The 22235-nt window shown below is 57.4% G+C and carries 18 protein-coding genes; 10 read left to right on the top strand and 8 right to left on the bottom strand.

Annotation, left to right across the window (positions count from 1 at the left end; all coding sequences use genetic code 11):
- Window positions 1-256: 256 nt before the first annotated feature.
- From ACZYTD_RS01820 to mutT, 3 genes are all read left to right on the top strand, one after another.
- The gene (locus tag ACZYTD_RS01820) at window positions 257-1606 is read left to right on the top strand and encodes a phospholipase D-like domain-containing protein (protein WP_463888395.1); all 1350 of its coding nucleotides are present in this window, start codon (window positions 257-259) and stop codon (window positions 1604-1606) included.
- Window positions 1607-1708: 102 nt separating this feature from the next.
- Window positions 1709-2338 carry an HTH-type transcriptional repressor FabR gene (gene fabR, locus ACZYTD_RS01815; protein ID WP_463888393.1) on the top strand — a complete coding sequence of 210 codons (630 nt, stop codon included), beginning with the start codon at window positions 1709-1711 and terminating at the stop codon, window positions 2336-2338.
- A 1212-nt stretch (window positions 2339-3550) separates the two neighbouring features.
- The gene (gene mutT / locus ACZYTD_RS01810; protein ID WP_463888391.1) at window positions 3551-3961 is read left to right on the top strand and encodes an 8-oxo-dGTP diphosphatase MutT; all 411 of its coding nucleotides are present in this window, start codon (window positions 3551-3553) and stop codon (window positions 3959-3961) included.
- A 30-nt stretch (window positions 3962-3991) separates the two neighbouring features.
- On the opposite strand, the gene yacG is transcribed toward mutT, so the two are convergent.
- The 8 genes from yacG to nadC form a co-directional block, all read right to left on the bottom strand.
- Window positions 3992-4189 carry a DNA gyrase inhibitor YacG gene (gene yacG / locus ACZYTD_RS01805; protein ID WP_463888387.1) on the bottom strand — a complete coding sequence of 66 codons (198 nt, stop codon included), beginning with the start codon at window positions 4187-4189 and terminating at the stop codon, window positions 3992-3994.
- A gap of 31 nt (window positions 4190-4220) precedes the next feature.
- A complete protein-coding gene (gene zapD / locus ACZYTD_RS01800) occupies window positions 4221-4946 on the bottom strand; it encodes a cell division protein ZapD (protein ID WP_463888384.1) in 726 nt (241 codons plus the stop codon).
- Window positions 4947-4991: 45 nt separating this feature from the next.
- Complete coding sequence (coaE, locus tag ACZYTD_RS01795) at window positions 4992-5606, bottom strand: dephospho-CoA kinase (protein ID WP_463888383.1); 615 nt, start codon at window positions 5604-5606, stop codon at window positions 4992-4994.
- Entirely contained in the window at window positions 5603-6505 is a 903-nt protein-coding gene (locus tag ACZYTD_RS01790; RefSeq protein ID WP_463888380.1) for a prepilin peptidase, read from the bottom strand. The genes coaE and ACZYTD_RS01790 overlap by 4 nt, the downstream gene beginning before the upstream one ends.
- An 80-nt stretch (window positions 6506-6585) precedes the next feature.
- The gene (locus tag ACZYTD_RS01785) at window positions 6586-7830 is read right to left on the bottom strand and encodes a type II secretion system F family protein (protein ID WP_463888378.1); all 1245 of its coding nucleotides are present in this window, start codon (window positions 7828-7830) and stop codon (window positions 6586-6588) included.
- 71 nt (window positions 7831-7901) lie between these two features.
- Window positions 7902-9611, bottom strand: a complete 1710-nt coding sequence (pilB, locus tag ACZYTD_RS01780; RefSeq protein ID WP_463888376.1) for a type IV-A pilus assembly ATPase PilB — start codon at window positions 9609-9611, stop codon at window positions 7902-7904.
- Window positions 9612-9705: 94 nt separating this feature from the next.
- On the bottom strand, window positions 9706-10143 hold the full coding sequence (locus ACZYTD_RS01775; protein WP_463888373.1) for a pilin: 438 nt from the start codon (window positions 10141-10143) through the stop codon (window positions 9706-9708).
- Window positions 10144-10411: 268 nt separating this feature from the next.
- Window positions 10412-11251 (bottom strand): carboxylating nicotinate-nucleotide diphosphorylase, encoded by an 840-nt coding sequence (gene nadC, locus ACZYTD_RS01770; RefSeq protein ID WP_463888371.1) that lies wholly within the window; start codon window positions 11249-11251, stop codon window positions 10412-10414.
- A 133-nt stretch (window positions 11252-11384) separates the two neighbouring features.
- Here nadC and ampD point away from each other — a divergent pair, with 133 nt between their 5' ends.
- The 7 genes from ampD (at window position 11385) to ACZYTD_RS01735 (ending at window position 22142) form a co-directional block, all read left to right on the top strand.
- Window positions 11385-12002 carry a 1,6-anhydro-N-acetylmuramyl-L-alanine amidase AmpD gene (gene ampD, locus ACZYTD_RS01765; protein WP_463888368.1) on the top strand — a complete coding sequence of 206 codons (618 nt, stop codon included), beginning with the start codon at window positions 11385-11387 and terminating at the stop codon, window positions 12000-12002.
- 286 nt (window positions 12003-12288) lie between these two features.
- A complete protein-coding gene (gene pdhR / locus ACZYTD_RS01760) occupies window positions 12289-13053 on the top strand; it encodes a pyruvate dehydrogenase complex transcriptional repressor PdhR (RefSeq protein ID WP_463888365.1) in 765 nt (254 codons plus the stop codon).
- A 62-nt stretch (window positions 13054-13115) separates the two neighbouring features.
- A complete protein-coding gene (aceE, locus tag ACZYTD_RS01755) occupies window positions 13116-15791 on the top strand; it encodes a pyruvate dehydrogenase (acetyl-transferring), homodimeric type (protein WP_463888363.1) in 2676 nt (891 codons plus the stop codon).
- A 10-nt stretch (window positions 15792-15801) separates the two neighbouring features.
- Entirely contained in the window at window positions 15802-17649 is a 1848-nt protein-coding gene (gene aceF, locus ACZYTD_RS01750; RefSeq protein WP_463888361.1) for a pyruvate dehydrogenase complex dihydrolipoyllysine-residue acetyltransferase, read from the top strand.
- A gap of 112 nt (window positions 17650-17761) precedes the next feature.
- Window positions 17762-19189 (top strand): dihydrolipoyl dehydrogenase, encoded by a 1428-nt coding sequence (lpdA, locus tag ACZYTD_RS01745; protein ID WP_463888358.1) that lies wholly within the window; start codon window positions 17762-17764, stop codon window positions 19187-19189.
- A 116-nt stretch (window positions 19190-19305) separates the two neighbouring features.
- A complete protein-coding gene (locus ACZYTD_RS01740) occupies window positions 19306-19551 on the top strand; it encodes a putative periplasmic lipoprotein (protein WP_463888356.1) in 246 nt (81 codons plus the stop codon).
- A gap of 290 nt (window positions 19552-19841) precedes the next feature.
- Complete coding sequence (locus ACZYTD_RS01735) at window positions 19842-22142, top strand: patatin-like phospholipase family protein (protein ID WP_463888354.1); 2301 nt, start codon at window positions 19842-19844, stop codon at window positions 22140-22142.
- Window positions 22143-22235: the final 93 nt, after the last annotated feature.

The following is a 22235-nucleotide window of genomic DNA, read 5'->3' as shown; positions in this document are numbered from 1 at the left end:
CGGCGACCTGCCGCAGTGAGCCGACTCGTCAGTAGTTGCGTCTGATCCTCTAGGATGCGATCCCCGTTTTCTTCCCGGAGCTGGGGTTCTGGATGATAAGCCATGGAGAAGCCTCCTTTCGCTATGGTGTTGCTGGCATGGTGACGGCGTTTTATGACGAAGCCATGAAACTTCTCGCCAAGCTTACGCAAACTCTATGCCGCGTTACTGTCAGTCGCTATGCTCGGCTCATCTGCGGTCGATAGCGTGGCAGCCAATGAGTCAATCCACATCATACCGCTCCACACCTCTGCGCGAGGGTAATCAGGCAACGCTGGTCTGCGACGGAGAGCAGGCACTGGCGTTGCGTATGGCGTTGATCCGCGAGGCGCGCTACAGCATCATCGCCCAATATTACAGTTGGGAAGAGGATGTCAGTGGCAAGCTGTTGCTGGGCGCCCTCATCGAGGCCGCCCGGCGCGGTGTCAAGGTTCGACTGCTGGTGGATGATCTCTACTCCGGCAGCAATCGCTATCTCGAGTCTCTGGCCGCCGAGGCTAATATCAAGGTGCGTCTCTTCAATCCCTTCTGGTTACGTCTGGCGCGTCCCTGGCTCTGGCCCCTGGAGGTGCTGCTGAGCTTTCGTCGCTTGAACCACCGTATGCATAACAAGTTGCTGGTGGTGGACGACGAGTGGGCCATGGTGGGCGGGCGCAACATAGGCGATGGTTACTTTGGCTTGCGCAGTGCCAGTTGGCACTTTGTCGATCTGGACGTGGTACTACGCGGGCCCATCTGCGGCGATCTGGCGCGCGGCTTCCTGAGCTACTGGCGTGGCGGTTGGAGCCATGTCAGCCATAGGCTCAGTTGGTTTCGGGTGCCGACGGCGATGGCTGAAAACCACAATGAGTTCCTACTGGCCATGCTAGAGCCTGAGGTGGCCCACATCTTCGATGTGGCACCCCACCTGCTCACCGGGTGTCTGAGCTCGTTGCACTGGTATCCGGTGGCGGCGCAGATGGTGCTGGATCCGCCGGACAAGCGGCTGCGCTTGCATCGTGGACCCTCGGCGGCTACCCAGGCACTGCTGGCGCAGACCGCCCAGTTGCAGCAGAGCCTGCGGGTGGTTTCCCCCTATCTGGTGCCCACTCGCCCTCTCTACCGCGCCCTGCGGCGTCTGGCGCGGCGTGGTGTGGCAGTTCAGCTCTTGACCAACTCCTTGGCCAGCACCGACATGCCGCTGGCCTATGCCGGTTATCTAAACAGTCGGCGGCGTTTGCTGCAGGCGGGCTTGGCTCTGTATGAACTGAGGCCGGGTGGCTCACGAGCCCTGCATGCCAAACTAGCGCTGTTTGACGACAGTCATGTGCTGGTGGGGAGCCTGAATCTGGATCCTCGTTCCAGCTACCTCAATACCGAGATCGCCGTACTGTTGCATGGACCTGAGCTGGCGCAGGCCCTGGCTGACTGGTTGACGCAGCAGCTGGGGGCTGACTCCAGTTGGCGCTTGCACCTGCAGCAGGGTGCGGTGCACTGGCCGGAGGGCGCCCAGGAGCCCGAGACATCGCTCTGGCAACGCGTCTGGGTTCGGTTGGCTAGTTGGTTGCCACTACGCGGGCTGCTGTAGCGCGGCGCCACTTTTTACCCGGCATCTGGCTCTACGCCGTCATTTGGCTCATTTGGGGGAAAACGGTATGATTGACCCCCGTTTTCTCTTCCGAGACAGGCTGTGGGTATTCGCGCTCAGCAAAAAGAAAAGACCCGACGCTCGCTCATCGAGGCGGCGTTCACGCAATTGAATGCCGAACGGGGTTTCTCCAGCCTCAGTCTGCGCGAGGTGGCGCGAGAGGCGGGGATTGCTCCTACCTCGTTTTATCGGCACTTTCGCGATATGGACGAGTTGGGGCTGACCCTGGTGGATGAGGGCGGGCTGACCCTGCGGCAGTTGATGCGCCAGGCGCGATTGCGCATCGCCAGCCGAGGGGGTAGCGTCATTCGGACTTCCGTGCTCACCTTCATGGAGTTTATCGAGAGCAACCCTAACGTCTTTCGCCTCCTGCTGCGGGAGCGCTCCGGCACCTCAGCCGCTTTTCGTCAGGCTGTCTTGCGCGAGATCCAGCATTTCATCGCCGAGCTGGCTGATGAGCTGCAAAAAAAATCAGGTTTCTCCAGCACCGAAGCCTTCGTCCAAGCTGAAGCCATGGTTACTCTGGTCTTCAATGCCGGGGCCTATGCCCTGGATTTGGACGAAGAGGCGCGCCACGAGCTGGCCGAACGCATCATCTTTCAGCTGCGGATGATCGCCAGGGGGGCCGACTTCTACCATAAGGCCCGCAACAACCATCTGACCACTGAGTAGCACCTGCACTCTCTCGTTGCCTGCTGTCATGGGGGCCGCTATTTGCCGTGCCCTGCTGTGAGATATTTGCCATGTCGACTGCGGGCTAATGTGGTTTTAGATGTGCGCCAAACACTGACCTTTATTCCTAATGTATTGATTTATATTGTATTAAATTATATTCAGCTCGGTATTGATGAGAAATATCCTGCTGTGGGTGATTGAGCCCTGGCGTAAAACGCCTAGTATCAATGGGGCAGGATGTAGAGGAGCGGCCAGGAACGGCGGCTTGTCAAGGATGAGTCAGGGAACACCACGGCGAGTGGATGGAGGGTCTCCAGGAAGGAGAGAACACAATAGCGGGATCTGTTGTGTGCCAGGATGGCAAGCAGGACACCCCAGGATGGGAAGTGGATTGCCAGAGGGAAGGGCTGGTCACGGAGAGGCAGGGAGCTTATGGGTTCATGGAGTAGAACCAGCAGACCGAATAGTTCAAGACTCTAAGGGGTGGCCTAGGTCACCCCTTTTTCTTTTGTATTTTTAGGGGCATAGCACCTGCGTTAATGGCTAAAACCGTATTTGATTCACATTTTTTGTATGTATATGCCCAAGCAGGGTTGGCATCGTTTTCATTCTTTGCCAGACTGAGGATAAGAATTTTACTGCTTTGCCCCCAGTTCCTCTTTGGTTTATTCCCTCCCAATTCTCCCGCTGTGCGTGTGAGACATTCGCCATGATTGCTGTAAGAGAAAGTGTGTTTCTGCTGCAGGACAAACGGCGCGCAAATATATAACGCATTGATTTAAAGCCTGTTTATTTATTCTCTTCTGTTTTTGCAACGCTTGCTGCCTGCGTGGGCTATTGCCGATTTATGCAGGACGCTTAGTATTAATAAGGCAGGACGCACTGAAGTTGACCAGGATGGTTGGCTGCCAAGGTAAGGCGCAAGGAATCCCACAGGATGTGGGCAAGGACACCTCCCAGGAGGGAGATAGCACAGCGGGCCAGGATGACTCGTTATGCCAGGATGGCTAAAGGACACCCCAACGGATTTGGGAAGTGGAGAGACTAAAGGACGAGCTTAGTCAGGGATTGCAGGGAGCAATACTGTTCAAGGATTCGGACAGCTAAGACCTATGGGGGCGACGAAAGTCGCCCCCTTTTCTATTATGGCTTGCCGGAGCCATTTTCGGCGGTAACATTGGCGCTTGGTTCACGCAGGTGAGTAGGGTAATGAGCTTGGTACGACAGGAAAAAAAGCGACTCTGGGTAGCGGTAGGCGTCATAGAGAACGAGCAGGATCAGATCTTTATCTGTCAGCGGGCGGCACGTCAGCATCAGGCCGGTAAGTGGGAGTTTCCTGGCGGTAAGGTGGAGGAGGGGGAGACCCTGCAACAGGCGCTCAAACGCGAGCTGTTCGAAGAGATAGGCATAGAGGTAGAAGCCTGTGAACCCCTGCTCAAGATCGAGCATGACTACGCGGATAAGGCGGTACTGCTGGATGTGTGGCGAGTCACGGCGTTTAGCGGCTCACCCTATGGCAAAGAGGGACAACCAGGCCTGTGGGTCGCAAGGCCTGATCTGGTTAACTACGATTTCCCTGAGGCGAATCAGCCTATCACCCTGCGGGTCATACAGGGATGAAAAGCCGGCCCTTTGAGTATCGGATCTTGCTTACTCTTCAGCCTCATGGGGCCAGGCATCCGGAAACTGGGGGGCTGAACCACTCTGGCCCGGGATCCGTTTCTCTTCATTGGCCCACTCGCCCAGATCAATAAGTTGGCAGCGCTTGCTGCAAAAGGGGCGAAACGGACTCTTCTCTGACCACTCCACCGGTTTGCGGCAGGTAGGGCATTGAACTTGGCTGACCATATTTATTCCTCTCTCAATCTCTGGTCTCGACTCAGTTGGCTGCCAGCTCGAAGGCGATGTCGCCTGTGGTCATATCACCCAGAGGGAGAAAGCGGATGGCAAACCGGCTCTTGTGGCCACTCACAGTGGGATAGTGCCCCTGCTTGGGATCCAGGCGCAGACGAATGAATTCGGCTCCTTCGGCGCTATCTTGATAGAAACCATTCTTGGCACTGACGGCCACGAAATGGCTGCTATCCCGCCACAGTTGCAACAGACGCAGGTTGGCGCGGCGCAGCAGGTCCAGCTCATTCAGCCAGCTAGTGACATCCAATTGACGCAGCGGCAGTTCGAGCCCCAGCCAGTGGTGCAAGATGGGCACATCAAAGGGGCAGAGGCCACCTGGAATCGCAAAACGCTGCCGAATGGCGCAGAGAAACTTATCCTCTTTGAAGCGGCTACCCGCGCGCACCGAGCGTGGCAGCTCCTGGATGAGCGTGCTCAGTTCCTGGTGCAGTTGCTCCAGCTTGGCCAGATCCACTTCCGGCAGTTGCCGCCAGGCATCGATCTTCTGACGCTGCTTCTCCAGATCTTTCATCAGATCGGAGCGAATGTCACACCGTTCGGAGAGCTCGATAAAATCAAACAGCGCCTTGAAGAAACTCAAGGACTGCCAGGGATGAGTCATATCCCGAGTGGCCATCAACTGCTCAAACAGCGTATCGAAGCGCAAGTAGGTACGGCTCTTTTCGTTGAGGGGAAATTCGTAAGTCAGCATCTTGTCCTAGCCGTTATCTCGGTGTGGGGGTGAGTGTAATGGCAATTACCCTGCTTGTTGAGTGGCGAGGTGTAAATAGTTTTGGTGTAACTGCATCACCGCCAGAGAAAGGGCTTGGGAATCGCTGTTTTCGTTGTCGATCACATCATCGGCCAAGGCCAAGCGCGCGGCTCTTGGCAGTTGAGCGGCGATGATCTGGCGGATGAGGGCCGGGTCACTGCCATCCCGCCGACAGGCTCGCGCCACTTGGGTCATTTCGCTGGCGTCCACCACCAGAGTGCGATGGACCAAGCGGTGTAACTGTTGTTCGAACAGTAGGGGGACCACCCAAATCACATAGGGTGATGTAGCTGCCTCACTTTGGCGTTCCATCTCGCTCCGGATCAGCGGGTGCAGCAGGGATTCTAGCCACTGCTTTTCCTCGGGATGATTAAATACTCGGGCGCGCAATGTGGCACGATCCAACTCACCACTGGGGGTGATGAGCTCGGGGCCAAAGTGTTGGCTTATGGCGCTCAGGGCGGGTTGGCCCTGTGCCACCACCAAACGGGCCATGAGATCTGCATCGACCAGCGCTATGCCTTGTTGGGCAAACAGGGCGGCGACCGTGCTCTTGCCGCTGCCTATGCCTCCCGTTAACCCCAGCCGCCAGCGACTCATGCCAGCAATCGCCAGTACCAGTGGATAAGCTGTTCGCCCCAGAGCAGGGCAATCCAGCCCGCCATGGCCAGATAGGGGCCGAAGGGGATGGGGTTCGCCTGCTCATGGCGCCGCAGGGCGATCAGTGTGATACCCACCACGGCTCCGACCAGGGAGGAGAGGATCAAGATAAGGGGTAGGCTCTGCCAGCCCAGCCAGGCGCCCAAGGCGGCCAGCAGTTTGAAATCACCGTAGCCCATTCCCTCTTTGCCGGTCAGCAGCTTGAAGCCCCAATAGAGTAACCAGAGCACCAGGTAGCCGGCGGCGGCGCCGATCACCGCATCGGAGAGTGAGGCAAAGGTGCTCCCCAGATTCAGCAACAAACCAAGCCAGAGCAGGGGCAGGGTCAACTGATCGGGCAACAACATCTTGTCCAAATCGATAAAGGTGAGGGCGACCAAGACCCAGCTCAATAGCAGGGCACTCAGCAACGCCAGCCCAGGGGGCTGCGTCAGGGCGATAGCCAGGGAAATCAGGCCAGTCAGCAGTTCAACCAGAGGGTAGCGTGGCGAGATGGGGGCTTGGCAGCCACGGCAACGGCCTCTTAGCCAGAGCCAACTGATGAGCGGAATATTCTCCAGTGCTGTGATGGCGTGGCCGCAGTGGGGGCAGGCAGAGCGAGGCACCACCAGATTGTAGGCGGGTTGGACAAGCTCTGCTGACTCCTTATCAGGCAACTTTGGGTCAGAGCTATCACTCGCAAAATAGTCGTTGAACTCCTGGCGCCAGCTGCGCTCCAACATAATGGGGATGCGGTGGATCACCACATTGAGGAAGCTGCCGACCAGTAGACCCAGCAGGGTGATGAGCGAGTAGTAGAGCCAAGGCAGTTGTGAGGCGAGCAGTTCCAGTTGTGGCATGATTAAATCTCAAATAAAAGGGGCACAACCTGGTGTGCCCCGTACGCCGCCACCGCCAAGAGGGGGCGGCAAGATAGTACTTAGTGAATGACGCTACCCAGCTTGAAGATGGGCAGGTACATGGCGACCACCAAGCCGCCAACCAGAACGCCGAGCACCACCATGATAAAAGGTTCGATGAGGCTGGAGAGGGCGTCGACCGCATCATCCACCTGTTGCTCGAAGATACCAGCTATCTTGGAGAGCATGTCGTCAACGGATCCGGACTCTTCGCCTATCATCACCATCTGGGTGACTATGTCCGGGAATACCTCCACGGTGCGCATGGCGATGTGCATCTGCATCCCTGCCATTACCTCATTGCGCACGGCGAATACCGCGTTGCGGTAGACAGCATTGCCCGAGGCTCCCGCGGCCGAGACCAGAGCCTCTACCAGCGGGATACCGGCTGCGAAGGTGGTGGCCAGAGTGCGGGCAAAGCGGGCGAGACAGGCTTTGTCGAGTATCATGCCGATCACCGGGATGGAGAGCATGAATCTATCGGTTCTATCCCGCACCGCCTGCGACTTGCGGTGGGCGCGGACGAAGAGAAAGATCGCGATGGCGACACCACCAAAAAAGACCCACCAGTAGTGCTGCATGAAACGCGATAACCCGATCACCATCTGAGTGAAGGCGGGGAGTTCGGCACCAAAGCTCTTGAAGATATCTTCAAATTGCGGCACCACGAAGAGCAGCAGGATACAGGTAACAATAATGGCAACCAGGATCACCATGGCCGGGTAGAAGAGGGCCTTCTTGATCTTGGACTTGAGGGCTTCGGCCTTCTCCTTATAGGTGGCGATACGATCGTAGATCTGCTCCAGGGCGCCGGATTGCTCACCTGCTTCCACCAGATCGCAGTAGAGATCATCGAAGTAGCGGGGGTGTTTGCGCAGCGCCTGGGAGAGGGGCGTGCCGTTCTCCACATCGGCGCAAACCGCGCTCAGCAGCTCGCGCATTTTAATCTTTTCATGGCTGCGGGAGAGCAGTTGCAGGGTCTGCACCAGAGGCACACCCGCCGCCAGCATGGTGGTGATCTGCCGCGACACCATGGCGATATCCATGGGTTTGATGGTGTTGGTATACTTATCGAGAATCGATACGGACTTGCGGCGGACCTTACTGACGGTAACGCCCTGTTTGCGCAATTCGGCTTTGACCTGATTGGGGTTCTCCGCCTGCATCTCGCCGGAGACCTTCTGTCCCTTGCGATTAACGCCATCCCACTTGAATGCAAAGAATTTCTTGCCTTGCGCTTTATTATCCCTGGGTGCCAATGCCATAACGGATCCTTGTCTGTGTGGCTCTGCCACAGTGGCTGCCATGATACTGAGTGGTGGCCTAGCGGCGAGTTCTAGCTGGTAGTGACCCGGTTGATTTCAGCCAGGCTGGTGATCCCCTGCCTGGCCTTCTCCAGGCCAGATTGACGCAGGGTTTTCATCCCCTCTTTCTGGGCCAGGGCGGCAATCTGTAGCGAGTTGCCTCCTTCCATTATGAGGTTGGCCAGGGCCTCGGACATGGGCATGATCTCGTAGATCCCGACCCGCCCCTTGTAGCCGCCTGAGCATTCGCTGCAGCCCACCGGCTTGTAGAGCTGCAATCCGGCATCGATTTGTGCTTGGGTGTAGCCCAGCTCCAGTAGCTCATGGGGCGGTATGTGTTCCGGCTCCCTGCAGCGATCACAGAGGCGGCGTGCCAGGCGCTGGGCCATGATGACAGAGACAGAGGAGGCGATGTTGAAAGCGGGCACCCCCATGTTCATCATACGGGTCAGGGTTTCGGCGGCTGAGTTGGTGTGCAGGGTAGAGAGCACCAGGTGACCGGTTTGTGCCGCCTTGATGGCGATCTCGGCGGTTTCCAGATCGCGGATTTCCCCCACCATCACCACATCCGGATCTTGACGCAAGAAGGCGCGCAGGGCCCCAGCGAAGGTGAGCCCCGCCTTGGGGTTGATCTGCACCTGGTTGATGCCGGCCAGGTTGATTTCTACCGGGTCTTCCGCCGTACTGATGTTGCGCTCATTGGTGTTGAGAATATTGAGACCGGTATAGAGCGACACCGTCTTACCCGAGCCGGTGGGGCCTGTTACCAATATCATGCCTTGTGGTTTGGCCAGAGCCTTGAGATAGATGGCCTTCTGCTCGGGATCATAGCCCAGCTGATCGATATTCAGGCGGGCCGCCGAGGAGTCGAGAATACGCAGCACTATCTTCTCGCCCCACATGGTGGGCAGCGAGTTGACCCGCAAGTCGATGGATTTGTTCTTGGCCACCTTGAGCTTGATGCGACCATCCTGGGGTAGTCGCCGTTCGGCGATATCCAGCCGAGCCATGACCTTGAGGCGGGCGGAGAAGCGGTTGGCCAGATTCACCGGTGGGCTGGCGATCTCGTGCAAGATACCGTCGATACGAAAGCGGATGCGGTACTTGTGCTCATAGGGCTCGAAGTGCAGATCCGAGGCGCCCTTGCGGATGGCGTCCAGCAGAACCTTGTTGATGTACTTGACTATGGGGGCATCGTCATCGCTGTTGGCCGAGGCTTTTTCGTCCAGGCGACTCTCTTCGTCGCTGACCTCCAGGTCGCCAATCTCGCTCTCGTTGAGAGCGTCGACGCCGAGGGCTTGATCCTCCCCCTCGGTGAGGCGGGTGATGGCCTTCTGTAATTTCAGCTCATCCACCAGCAGGGCTTCGGTATGCAGGCCAAAGCTGAAGCCGAAATCTTCCAGCGCCGCCACATTGGTGGGGTCGGACATGGCCACATAGAGGGTATGGCCCTGAGTGTAGATGGGGAGGGCGTGGTGCTTTTCGATGAGCTTCTGATTGAGGTACTTCTGCGGGATCTCGTTGAGGTCGAAGGCATCAAGATCCAGCAGAGGTATCCCATACTCCTGCTCGCAAAACTCGGCCAGGGCGGCGCTGGCGAGAATGCGGTTTTCTACCAAAAAAGTGATCAGCGGCTTGCGCTGCTGGCGCGCTTCCGCACTGTACTTTCTCGAGTCTTCATCGCTTAGCAGCGCCGAGGCCACCAAACTTAAGGCTAGGCCACTATTGGGGGAGGCAGTCATTAAATTAATTCGCTCCTAAAGCCACCCAAATTGAGGGTTACAGATAATGGGCGGAAACTCCGCCCATATATTATTCTAGCGGCAAAAGCTATATTTATGGGCAATAATCAGTTTGACCAGCGCCTGCAGCAGTACAGGATTTAGTCCAAACCATAGGAATCGCTGCTGATGCCGTTAATACGAAAATATCGGTAGTTAGCAGTGGAGATAGTACGGTCCCATTCTTCGGCGCTGCTTTGATCGTTACGGCACTACCTGATGTTGCTCCAGTATATGTCAGATTTACATTACCAGATGTTACTGCAGTAGCTGCAGGCATCCCGTTAGTACTATTACCGCAATTACTTGCGCCGTTGCTCTGCATGCATAGCTCTACTTGAGTTTTCAGGGCACCAGTTGCTGCGACCAGCTCAGACATCTTCGCTTTCTTGGTATAGTTCTGATACGCCGGTAGCGCGATGGCAGCCAGAATGGCGACGATAGCGACAACTATCATCAATTCGATCAGGGTAAAACCGGTTTGTTTCTTCATCTGTAGGTTTCCTTACGTTAACTATCCTGGGGGATGTAGGTGATGTTCACCGTGGTCTGATAATAGCGCCATTGGTGCGCCACGCCTATAGTCGTATGACGCCAAACCTCCGCTGGGTTAAAATTTTGTGAGGCATACCAAAGAGTAAAGCTCAGTTGCTCACGCTTTGGTATTAGGGCAGTACAAAAAATTGCAAAAGTTCACAAACCACAAAAAATTTGGTTATTTGTGAGCTAGTTGAAACAGACATGGGCCTGCTCTTATCAGGCTAGACGAAGCGCATGGAGAGATCCAGGGCGTGGACATGCTTGGTCAATGCCCCCACCGAGATGAAGTCGACGCCACTCTCGGCGTAGCTGCGTATGGTCTGCAAACTGACATTGCCTGATACTTCCAGCTTAGCCTGCCCCTGGTTGATGGCTACGGCATCGATCATCATCTCCACCTGGAAGTTATCCAGCATTATGATGTCGGCTTGGGCGGCCAGGGCTTGACGCAGCTCGTCCAGGTTTTCTACCTCTACCTCCACTCGCTTACCGGGGTTTAGCTCCCGGGCAGTGGCAACGGCCTGGGCTATGCCGCCGCAGGCGAGGATATGGTTCTCCTTGATAAGATAGGCATCAAAGAGTCCCATGCGGTGGTTGGTGCCGCCGCCACAGGTGACGGCATATTTCAGGGCACTGCGCAGGCCAGGCACCGTCTTGCGGGTATCCAGCAGTTTGCAACGGGTGCCGGCTATCTCTTGCATATAGCGGGCAACCAGGCTGGCGACGCCGGAGAGGCTCTGCACGAAGTTGAGCGCCGTGCGCTCGCCAGTTAACAAGATGCGGGCTGGGCCATGGAGGCGGAACAGCTCCTGGTTAGGCTGCAGCGACTCGCCATCTTTGACCTTCCACTCCACTGTGACCTGGCCCCCCAACTGAGAGAACACCTCATCCACCCAGGCTACACCGCAGAAGACGCCAGCTTCGCGGGTGATCACATAGGCTGTGCTCTGCTTGTCGGCGGGAATAAGCTGGGCCGTGATATCGGCATGAGGATCCAGGGGGCCGCCAAGATCCTCTTCCAGGGCATGGCGTACCGCGCGTGTTATATCCTGTTGCAGCATGATGACTCCTATATCAAATGACCGGTGGCAAGAGGAATGCGAAGGCTCCGGCTGGTGCAATAGTAGGTCGACAAGGATAGCATAAGCGTTCCCCCCCTCCCAGCCTCCCACTTGGCAGGGAGAGGAGGCCAACATGCACCTATATGCTCCGCATCAGGTTGAGGCCAAGCATGATTTAAGCAAGGAGTCGTTAGTGAGTCTTACCCATTTGCATATTAACCAAGGGTGGCTGCAGCCTTGCCGTCATCTGCTTTCGCCCCACCAGAATCCCAGACCTGATGCCGAGGTCTCACTGCTGGTGATCCATGGCATCAGTTTGCCGCCGGGGGAGTTTGGGGGCCCCTGGATCGACCAGCTCTTTCTGGGGAAATTGGACCCGACCGCGCACCCTTATTTTGCCTCCCTCGCCGGGCTGCAAGTCTCGGCCCACTGCCTGATCCGTCGTGATGGCGAGCTGGTGCAGTATGTTTCCTTTGACCAGCGTGCCTGGCATGCCGGTGTCTCGCGTTTTGCCGGGCGCGAGGCCTGCAATGACTTCTCTATCGGCATCGAGCTGGAAGGCACAGATGAGAGTGGTTATACCGAAGCGCAATACCAGTGCCTGGTCGCGGTGACTCGAGCCCTGCAAGCCCACTATCCGCAGATCACCGCTGAGCGCATTGTCGGCCATAGTGACATAGCGCCGGGGCGGAAGACGGATCCGGGCGCCCGCTTTTCGTGGGAGCATTATCGTCAATTGCTGGCCCAATAAGCCTGACCCTCTCTATTGCGGGACAACCTATCCTCGGGTCAAACGCTCCCTTGGCAGGCGCTGACACCCGTGCTTGACCTATTCTCCTGTCATCTCTCTTCCTTTAATGTTTCATTCAGCCTTTCGTTAGCAAAATGTTATATGGTCAGACCAAACTTCTGGCTTAAACCGACGTATGGGCGCAATCCGTTGACTAAGATCATTTTTCGAGTGGACATTTGTTAAATGGCTTGCTAATTTGCGTAACACATACATGTATTGGTAATACCAATTTAACAAATTCATAATGCCCTTACGCAAGCAGCAAGTACCTAAAGTGGCTGACGCTATCGTTGCCGAACTTGAGCAGATGATAGTGGATGGCACCCTGCAACCGGGACAGAAACTGTTGCCAGAGCGCGAGCTCGCGGTGCAGTTTCAGGTCTCCCGGCCCTCATTGCGGGAAGCCATCCAGCGGTTGGAAGCCAAGGGCTTGCTCTATCGGCGCCAGGGTGGCGGTACCTATGTGCAGCAGGAGTTGAGTCGTGGTCTGACCGATCCGCTCTTTGAACTGCTGCTCAACAATCCCGGTTCCCAGTTTGATCTGCTGGAGTTTCGGCATGTTCTGGAGGGGGTCGCCGCTTATTACGCGGCCCTGCGCGGCACCGAAGCGGATTTTGACCGTATCCGGGCGGCCCAGGCGAGCATAGAGGCAACTCAATTGAGTGGGGATTTGTCGGGAGAGGCCGTTGCCGTCACCGAATTTTACCTGGTGATGATGGCGGCTTCGCACAATACGGTCCTGCTGCATCTGGTGCGAGCCATGCGTACCCTGTTGGAGCGCAATATCCAGCGCAACATAGAGGTACTCAATCAGCGGCCGGGCGTGGTTAACCGGATCCGTCGCCATAGGTCTGACCTAATAGCGGCGATCCTCTCCGGGCAACCGGAACAGGCGAGAGATGCCTGTCATGAGCATCTCGCCTTTATCGAGGACACCTTGCTGGATATTCAGCGGGAAGAGCAGCGGACCCAGCGCCTGACGCGCCAGATCCTGCAACACCCGAACTGAGCAGCAGGTGCCCATATCGTCATTCAAAACAGCTATTGCCGTTAACCAGATAGGAAACAGCCATGTCTGAACTCCTCAGAAACGATGTGGATCCGGTAGAGACAAGTGAGTGGCTCGCAGCCCTTGAGTCCCTGCTGCGTGAAGAAGGCCCGGATCGTGCCCGCTTCATCATTGATCAACTGGCCGCTCAGGCTCGCAACTCCGGTGTAGATATCTCCACCGGTGGCAAGGGCGGCAGCGTCCTCACCGACTACATCAACTCCATTGCTACCAGCGATGAGCCTGCTTACCCAGGCAACAAAGAGCTGGAGCAACGCATCCGCGCTATCATCCGCTGGAACGCGGCCATGATAGTGCTGCGTGCCTCCAAGAAGGGGCTGGATCTGGGCGGTCACATGTCTTCTTTCGCCTCCTCCGCCACCATCTACGAAGTGGCGTTCAACCACTTCTTTCGTGCGCGCAACGAGAAGGATGGCGGCGATCTGGTCTACTTCCAGGGCCACATCTCTCCGGGTGTTTATGCCCGTGCTTTTGTCGAGGGTCGGTTGACCGAAACCCAGCTGGATAGTTTCCGGCAGGAAGTGGATGGCAAGGGGCTCTCCTCCTATCCGCACCCCAAGTTGATGCCCACCTTCTGGCAGTTCCCGACGGTTTCCATGGGCCTGGGCCCTATCGGCTCCATCTATCAGGCGCGCTTCCTCAAGTACCTGACCGATCGGGGCATGAAAGATTGCTCCGAGCAGAAGGTGTATGCCTTCCTGGGTGACGGTGAGATGGATGAGCCGGAGTCCAAGGGCGCCATCACGGTAGCGGTGCGCGAGAAGCTGGATAACCTGATCTTCGTCATCAACTGCAACCTGCAGCGTCTGGATGGTCCTGTGGTCGGTAACGGCAAGGTGATCCACGAGCTGGAAGGGCTGTTCAAGGGCGCCGGTTGGGAAGTGATCAAGGTGATCTGGGGTAGCAAGTGGGATGAGCTGCTGCAAAAAGATAGCTCCGGCAAGTTGCTGCAACTGATGAATGAAACCGTGGATGGCGACTATCAGACCTTCAAGTCCAAGAATGGCGCCTATGTGCGTGAGCACTTCTTCGGTAAATACCCGGAAACTGCCGCGCTGGTCAAAGAGTGGAGCGACGAGCAGATCTTCAGCCTGAACCGCGGTGGTCACGACCCCCGTAAGGTCTATGCCGCCTTCAAAAAGGCCAACGAGACCAAGGGCAAGCCTGTGGTGATCCTGGCCAAGACCATCAAGGGTTATGGCATGGGCGAAGCCGCCGAGGGCAAGAACATTGCTCACCAGGTGAAGAAGATGGAGCAGGACTCCGTTCGTCACCTGCGTGATCGCTTCAATGTGCCGGTGGGCGATGAGCAACTGGAACAGCTGCCTTATCTCTCCTTCGAGCAGGGTTCCGCCGAGTGGAACTATCTGCACGAGCGTCGTGCGGCGTTGAAGGGCTATCTGCCCAGTCGTCTGCCCCAGACCACGGTCAAGCTGGAGATTCCTGAACTCTCCGCCTTTGATGCCCTGCTGGGTGAGCAGAGCCGCGAAATTTCCACCACCATGGCCTTCGTGCGCTCCCTGAATGTGCTGCTCAAGGATAAGTCCGTGGGTCAGCGTATCGTGCCCATCCTGGCGGATGAAGCCCGTACCTTTGGTATGGAAGGTCTATTCCGTCAGATCGGTATTTACAGCCCCCACGGTCAGCAATATACCCCGCAAGATCGTGACATCGTCTCCTACTACAAGGAAGACAAGAAGGGTCAGATACTGCAGGACGGCATCAACGAGCTGGGCGCCATGTCCTCCTGGCTTGCGGCGGCGACCTCCTACAGCACCAATGATTGCCCCATGATCCCCTTCTACATCTACTACTCCATGTTTGGTTTCCAGCGTGTCGGTGACATGTGCTGGGCGGCTGGGGATCAACAGGCGCGCGGCTTCCTGCTGGGGGCCACCTCAGGCCGGACTACCCTGAATGGTGAAGGGCTGCAGCATGAAGATGGTCACAGCCACATTCTGGCGGGCACCATCCCCAACTGCATCAGCTACGATCCCTCATTCGCCTATGAAGTGGCGGTGATCATTCAGGATGGTATGCGTCGCATGTATGGCGATAATCCGGAGAACATCTACTACTACATCACCACCCTGAACGAGAACTACGTTCACCCGGCCATGCCCGCTGGGGTTGAAGAGGGTATTCGCAAGGGTATCTACAAGCTGGAAACCGTGGCCGGTGACAAGGCTAAGGTACAGTTGCTGGGTTGTGGCTCTATCCTCAACTATGCCCGCCGTGCCGCCCAGATCCTGAGTGACGAGTACGGCATCGGTTCCGATGTCTACAGCGTCACCAGCTTCAACGAACTGGCCCGTGATGGTCAGGATGCGGATCGCTGGAACATGCTGCATCCCCAGAGTGAAGCGCGTCTGCCCTATATCGCTCAGGTGCTGGGCAAGGCGCCAGCCATAGTCGCCACTGACTACATGAAGATCTACGGTGAGCAAGTGCGAGCCTATGTACCCAGTGAAAGCTATCGCGTGCTGGGCACAGATGGTTTTGGCCGCTCCGACAGCCGTGAAAACCTGCGTCGTCACTTCGAGGTGAACGAAGGTTACATAGTGGTCGCCGCCCTCACCGAACTGGCCAAGCTGGGCCAGATCGACAAGGCTCAGGTGGCTCAAGCTATCGCCAAGTTCGGCATCGATGCCGACAAGATCAACCCGCTGTACGCGTAAGGGGACGGGCATGTCTATCGAAATTTGTGTGCCGGATATCGGCGGTGATGAAGTCGCGGTAACCGAGATCCTGGTGAAGGTGGGTGACAAGGTGGAGGCGGATCAGTCTCTGCTGACGGTGGAAGGGGACAAGGCCTCCATGGAGGTTCCCTCGCCCCAAGCTGGCGTGGTGAAAGCCATTAAAGTTGCCGTTGGTGACAAGGTGAGCACAGGCTCCTTCATCATGGAATTTGACGTTGCGGCTGCTGCGCCGGTTGCCAGCGCCTCTGCTGCGGCGCCGGCTGTAGCCGCGGCCCCTGTGGTGGCGGCGGCCAAAGAGGTCTTTGTGCCGGATATCGGCGGCGATGAAGTGGCAGTCACCGAGATCCTGGTCAAGGTCGGCGATGTGGTTGAGGCCGATCAATCCCTGCTGACAGTGGAGGGTGACAAGGCCTCCATGGAAGTGCCGGCGCCGTTTGCCGGGACAGTACAAGCTATCCAGGTTGCCGTGGGTGACCAGGTGGCCACTGGCTCTCTCATCATGGTGTTTGCCGTGGCTGGCGCGGCCACGGTCGCCGTCGAGGCGGCGCCTGCTTCTGCTCCTGCTCCTGTGGCGACCGCTTCTGCCGAGAAAGCCGTCCATGTGCCGGACATTGGGGGGGATGAAGTGGCGGTCACCGAGATCCTGGTCAAGGTGGGCGATCGGGTCGAAGCCGATCAATCCTTGCTGACGGTGGAGGGTGACAAGGCCTCCATGGAAGTGCCGGCACCGTTCACCGGGACAGTTAAATCGATCCAGGTTGCTCTGGGTGACAAGGTGGCCACGGGTTCCCTCATCATGACGTTTGACGTCGCTGGGGCCGCTCCGGCTGCTGTCACCGTAGCCGCGCCGGCAGCGGTAGCCGCACCGGCCGCGGCCAAGGCGGAGGAGAAGGGCGATTTTGTGGCCAATGAGGCCTATGTTCATGCTTCTCCGGCCGTGCGTCGTCTGGCTCGCGAGTTTGGCGTCAACTTGGCTAAGGTCAAGGGGTCGGGTCGTAAGGGCCGGATCCAGAAGGAAGACGTCCAGGCTTATGTGAAGGAGGCCATCAAGCGTGCCGAGTCGGCTCCTGCCGGTGTGTCCGGTGGTGCGGGTCTGGGTGTGTTGCCATGGCCCAAGGTGGACTTTGCCAAGTTTGGTCCGGTGGAAGAGCTGGATCTGACCCGCATCCAGAAGATCTCCGGCCCGAACCTGCATCGCAACTGGGTGATGATCCCCCATGTGACCCAGTTCGACGAGGCGGATATCACTGAGCTGGAGGCGTTCCGCAAGGAGCAGAACGTGGTGGCCGACAAGCAGCAACTGGGCTTCAAGATCACACCGCTGGTCTTCATCCTCAAGGCGGCCGCCAAGGCGCTGGAGGCTCATCCGCGCTTCTGCAGTTCCCTCTCCGAGGATGGCAGCAAGCTCATCATGAAAAAGTACATCCATATCGGTGTGGCGGTGGATACCCCCAACGGTCTGGTGGTGCCTGTGGTGCGTGATGTGAACAAGAAGGGCATCTACGAGCTGTCGCAAGATTTGGCCGAGATCTCCAAGAAGGCGCGCACGGGCAAGCTGACGGGGGCCGACATGCAGGGCGGTTGCTTCACCATCTCCAGCCTGGGTGGCATTGGCGGAACCAGCTTCACGCCGATTGTCAACGCGCCGGAAGTGGCGATCCTGGGTGTCTCCAAGTCGGATATCAAGCCGAAGTGGAATGGCAAGGAGTTTGCTCCGCGTCTGATGTTGCCGCTGGCGCTCTCCTACGATCACAGAGTGATCGACGGGGCCGATGGTGCGCGTTTTATCACCACCATGAACGAAGCCCTGTCTGACATCCGTCGTCTGGTGCTGTAACTGTGACCGGGCAGGCGCCGACCTGCCCCTTTGCTTCACGTACCAAGCAAACTGACTGTATGCTTGCCGGAGCGGGAGTCCGCCCCGGCAACCCATGTGAAAAGAGGTCATGATGAGCAATCAAATTAAAACTCAGGTGGTGGTGATTGGTGCCGGTCCTGCCGGTTATTCTGCCGCATTCCGTTGTGCCGACCTGGGGCTCGAAACCGTATTGATCGAACGTTACAGCACCCTGGGCGGTGTCTGTTTGAACGTTGGTTGTATTCCCTCCAAGGCCCTGCTGCACGTGGCCAAGGTGATCGAAGAGGCCAAGGCCCTGGCGGCTCACGGCATCGTCTTCGGTGAACCCCAGACCGATATCGACAAGATCCGTCTGTGGAAAGAAAAAGTGGTCGGCAAGCTGACCGGTGGTCTGGCGGGTATGGCCAAGCAGCGCAAGGTGCAGGTCGTCAACGGTGTGGCCAAGTTTACCGCGGCCCACAGCCTGGAAGTGACGGCTCTGGATGGCAGCAAGACAGTGGTCAACTTCGACCATGCCATCATAGCGGCCGGCTCTCGTCCGGTGAAATTGCCGTTTATTCCCCATGACGATCCTCGGGTGTGGGACTCTACCGATGCGCTGGAGCTCAAGAGCGTACCAGGCAAGCTACTGGTGCTGGGTGGCGGCATTATCGGTCTGGAGATGGGGACGGTTTACTCCTCCCTGGGCGCCGAGATCGACGTGGTGGAGTTTGCCGACCAGCTGGTGCCAGCCGCCGACAAGGATGTGGTCAAGGTCTATACCAAGCGGGTAGAAGGTAAGTTCAACCTGATGCTGGAGACCAAGGTGACCGCGGTGGAAGCCAAGGCCGATGGTCTCTATGTCTCCTTCGAGGGCAAGCATGCGCCAGCCGAGCCGGTACGTTATGACAGCGTGCTGGTGGCCGTGGGCCGGGTGCCGAATGGCAAGATGCTGGATGCCGAGAAGGCGGGCGTGGCCGTCACCGAGCGTGGTTTCATCGAGGTGGACAAGCAGCTGCGGACCAATGTGGCTCACGTTTTCGCCATCGGCGATATCGTCGGTCAGCCCATGCTGGCGCACAAGGGGGTGCATGAGGGCCATGTGGCGGCGGAAGTCATCGCTGGCAAGAAGCACTACTTCGATCCCAAGGTGATCCCCTCCATCGCCTATACCGAGCCAGAGATCGCTTGGGTGGGGCTGACCGAGAAGGAAGCCAAGCAGCAAGGGATCAACTATGAGTGTTCAGTCTTCCCGTGGGCGGCCTCGGGTCGCGCCATCGCCTCCGATTGCGCCGACGGCATGACCAAGCTCATCTTCGACAAGGGGACGGGTCGCGTCATCGGTGGCGCCATAGTCGGCACCAACGGCGGCGAGCTGCTGGGTGAAATTGGCCTGGCCATCGAAATGGGTGCCGACGCCGAAGATATCGCGCTGACCATTCACGCTCACCCGACGCTGCACGAGTCTGTGGGCTTGGCTGCCGAGGTATTCGAGGGCTCTATCACGGATCTGCCCAACGCCAAGGCGAAAAAGCGCTAAGGGATGCCACTCCCCACGCTGTCCGCTATCGACGGCCCGATTCGGGCTAGTTGAGAGGGCGGCGACTATACTTAAGGTCACTCACTTCGAGTGACCTTTTTGTTGTTGGGGGGCTTATGCGACCGCTTCTGTTGGCTTTTATCGGCATGCTGTTGTTGGTGGCCTGCTCGCCTCACGATCCGGTGCGGATCCATCGCGCTGATGTGGAGGTGGGGGAGACCCATATCAGTGTGGGGGATGGTCATTATCGTGGTGATGGCCATTATCACGAAAGTGAACAACATCATGAAGATGATAAACATCATCACCAGGATCAGGGAAACTTCTGTCCGCCGGGTCAGGGTAAGAAGGGACGCTGTTAATCCTCAGCCTGGATAGCGGCGAGTGCGCTCCTTGCGCCGTGGCGTTTCTCCCGCCCCTTCGCCGGGGCGGTACAGTTTCGAGGCAATTTCCAACCGTCAGCTCATCAAACTACCTGAGATGTAGATAAGGGGTCCCCCAAGCGTGGCACTCAAGAGCCAGGCTTTGTGCTGGGAGTGGATGTCAGCCTGTTTTTCTCGGGGAGAATGACTCACCTTTCTTCACCGTGGCTTTAGTTCGCTGGCGGATCCCGTTAGCATGGGGCAAGCCCTGACTCTGATGACCCTCTCCGATGGAAAACCCTGCGTTGCGCTCTCTGCTGTTCTCGCCTCTCTGGTCGCTGGCCATGCTGCTACTGTGTGTCTGTTTCAATGTGGCTGAGGCTGCTGTGCCTCGAGGCCCGGAGCGTCCTAAGATTGCCTTGGTGTTGAGTGGGGGGGGGGCCAAGGGGGCGGCTCATCTGGGGGTACTCAAGGTCCTGGAGGAGATGCGCATTCCGGTGGACATGGTGCTGGGCACCAGTATGGGCTCCTATGTGGCGGGCATGTATGCCATGGGTTACTCCGCCGATGAGGTGACGACCAAGACTCTGGGTATGGACTGGAACAAGGGCTATCAGGACAAGGTGACGCGCCAGGAGCTCTCCCTGCGCAAGAAGCGACAGGCCGATGACTTTCAGTTGCAGACGGATATCGGGCTCAGTGAGGGCAAGGTGAAACTGCCAGAAGGGGTATATCAGGGACATGGTATGGCGGCGCTGTTGCGCGAGGCGACCTCCAACTTGCCCGCCTTGCGCAGTTTCAACGAGCTGCCCATTCCCTATCGCGCCATCGCCACCAATATGGAGACGGTGCAACCCGTGGTACTCAGCCGTGGCAATCTGGCCGTGGTTATGCAGGCTTCCATGTCTATTCCCGGGGCGCTCAAGCCGGTGGAGATCAATGGCCAGCTGCTGGCGGACGGCGGCATAGTCAATAACCTGCCCATCGATATCGCTATCAAGATGGGTGCTGATGTCATCATAGCCGTCGATATCTCGGATAAGCTCAAGCCCAAGAGTGAGCTCGATTCAGCATTCAATCTGGTGGATCAACTCACTACCTATCTCACCCGCTCGGGAACCGAACGACAACTGGCCCTACTACGGGAGCAGGACATAGTGTTGAGTCCTGACGTGGCCGGTTATTCGGTCAGCGACTTTGCCAAGATGCCGCAAATTATGGACCGCGGGGAGGCCATGGCGCGTAGCCAGATCTGGCGCCTGAAGTCCCTGTCGGTGAGCCCGGAGGAGTATCACGATTACCAGCAGGAGAAGCTGGATCGACGCTCGCAACTGAGCGGCCAGCCTGCCTATTATCTGGACAAGATTGTCATCCACAACGACTCCCGGCTGAGCGATCAGGTGCTTAAGGGGATGTTGCAAGTGGACACGGGTAAGATCCAGACCAATGAGAATTTGGAGGCGGGCATAGAGCGCATCAATGCGTTGGGCACCTTCGAACGGGTCACCTATGAGATAGACGAGCAGCAGGGGCAGAATGTGCTGGTGATCAACGCCACCGAGAAGCGCTGGGGACCAGACTACCTGGATTTCACCTTTGCCCTTGAGGATGACTTCCAGACTCGCTCTAACTATAGCTACGGGGTGGCTTACACTCTGACCAACATGAATGACCTGGGGGCTGAATGGCGCAATGAGTTGACCATGGGCAGTTGGAGCCACCTGCGCAGCGAGTTCTACAGCCCCTTCGATGCCCGGCAACAATTCTACTGGCAGTTGGGGGCGGGCTATGACAAGCAGACCCGGGCCATCTTCCTGAGTAACATCGAGGGTATCAGTAAGCAGGCGGAGGGGGGCGGTGCAGATTATGTCAACATGGAGCATGGCACCTGGTCTATGGATGGCGAGCTGGGCTGGAATAGCCAGCCGTGGAGTCAGTTCTCATTCGGAACTCAGCTGGCGCACTCTGCCATTACCATAGATGGCGCCAGTGGCGAGGAGAATGTCCGCTCTTGGGGGCCCTACCTGGATTATGGTTATGACACTCTGGATAGCCGTTTCTTCCCCAGAGAGGGGAGTTATTTCTCGGGGCGCCTCTCCTACATTCACACTCAAGGCGAAGATATCAGTGCTGAAGAGCAGTGGGGCCTGGTTTCGGCGTTTAATTATCTCAAGCCCTTTACCTTCAGTGAGCGCCAGACGCTGGCTTTGCGCCTCTCTGGTGGGGGCTCTGATGTCAGTGAACTGGTGCCGCTCTACCTGCAGGATTTGGGGGGGCTGTTCAACCTCTCCGGCTATCAGCGTTATCAATTGAATGGCCGGTACAAGGCCTTTGGCGGCTTGATGTATGGTTACCGCCTGCTGGATAACAACTTCGGTGCCTTCAAGTCCCCTGTCTATGCTGGCTTTTCACTAGAGCGGGGCAATATCTGGAATGACAAGTCCGACATCAGTTGGGGCGACATGCTGAATGCTGGCAGCATCTATATCGGCTCAGATACCTTTTTAGGCCCAGTTTATCTGGCTTATGGCCAGGCTCAGGGGGGGAAAGAGTCCCTATACCTCTTTTTTGGTAATACATTCGGTTTGTGAGTCAGAGTGGGCAGAATGGAATTCTGATCACGATATTTTTCATGACCCCTTAAAAACTATATAGTTAGCAAAATTGGCTGGGCCGCGCTGGCC

Source organism: Pseudaeromonas sp. HNCC25DJ180, from assembly GCF_055413345.1.
The sequence above is the reverse complement of the archived record's forward strand: the minus strand, read 5'-3'. Positions and strand labels throughout refer to the sequence as shown.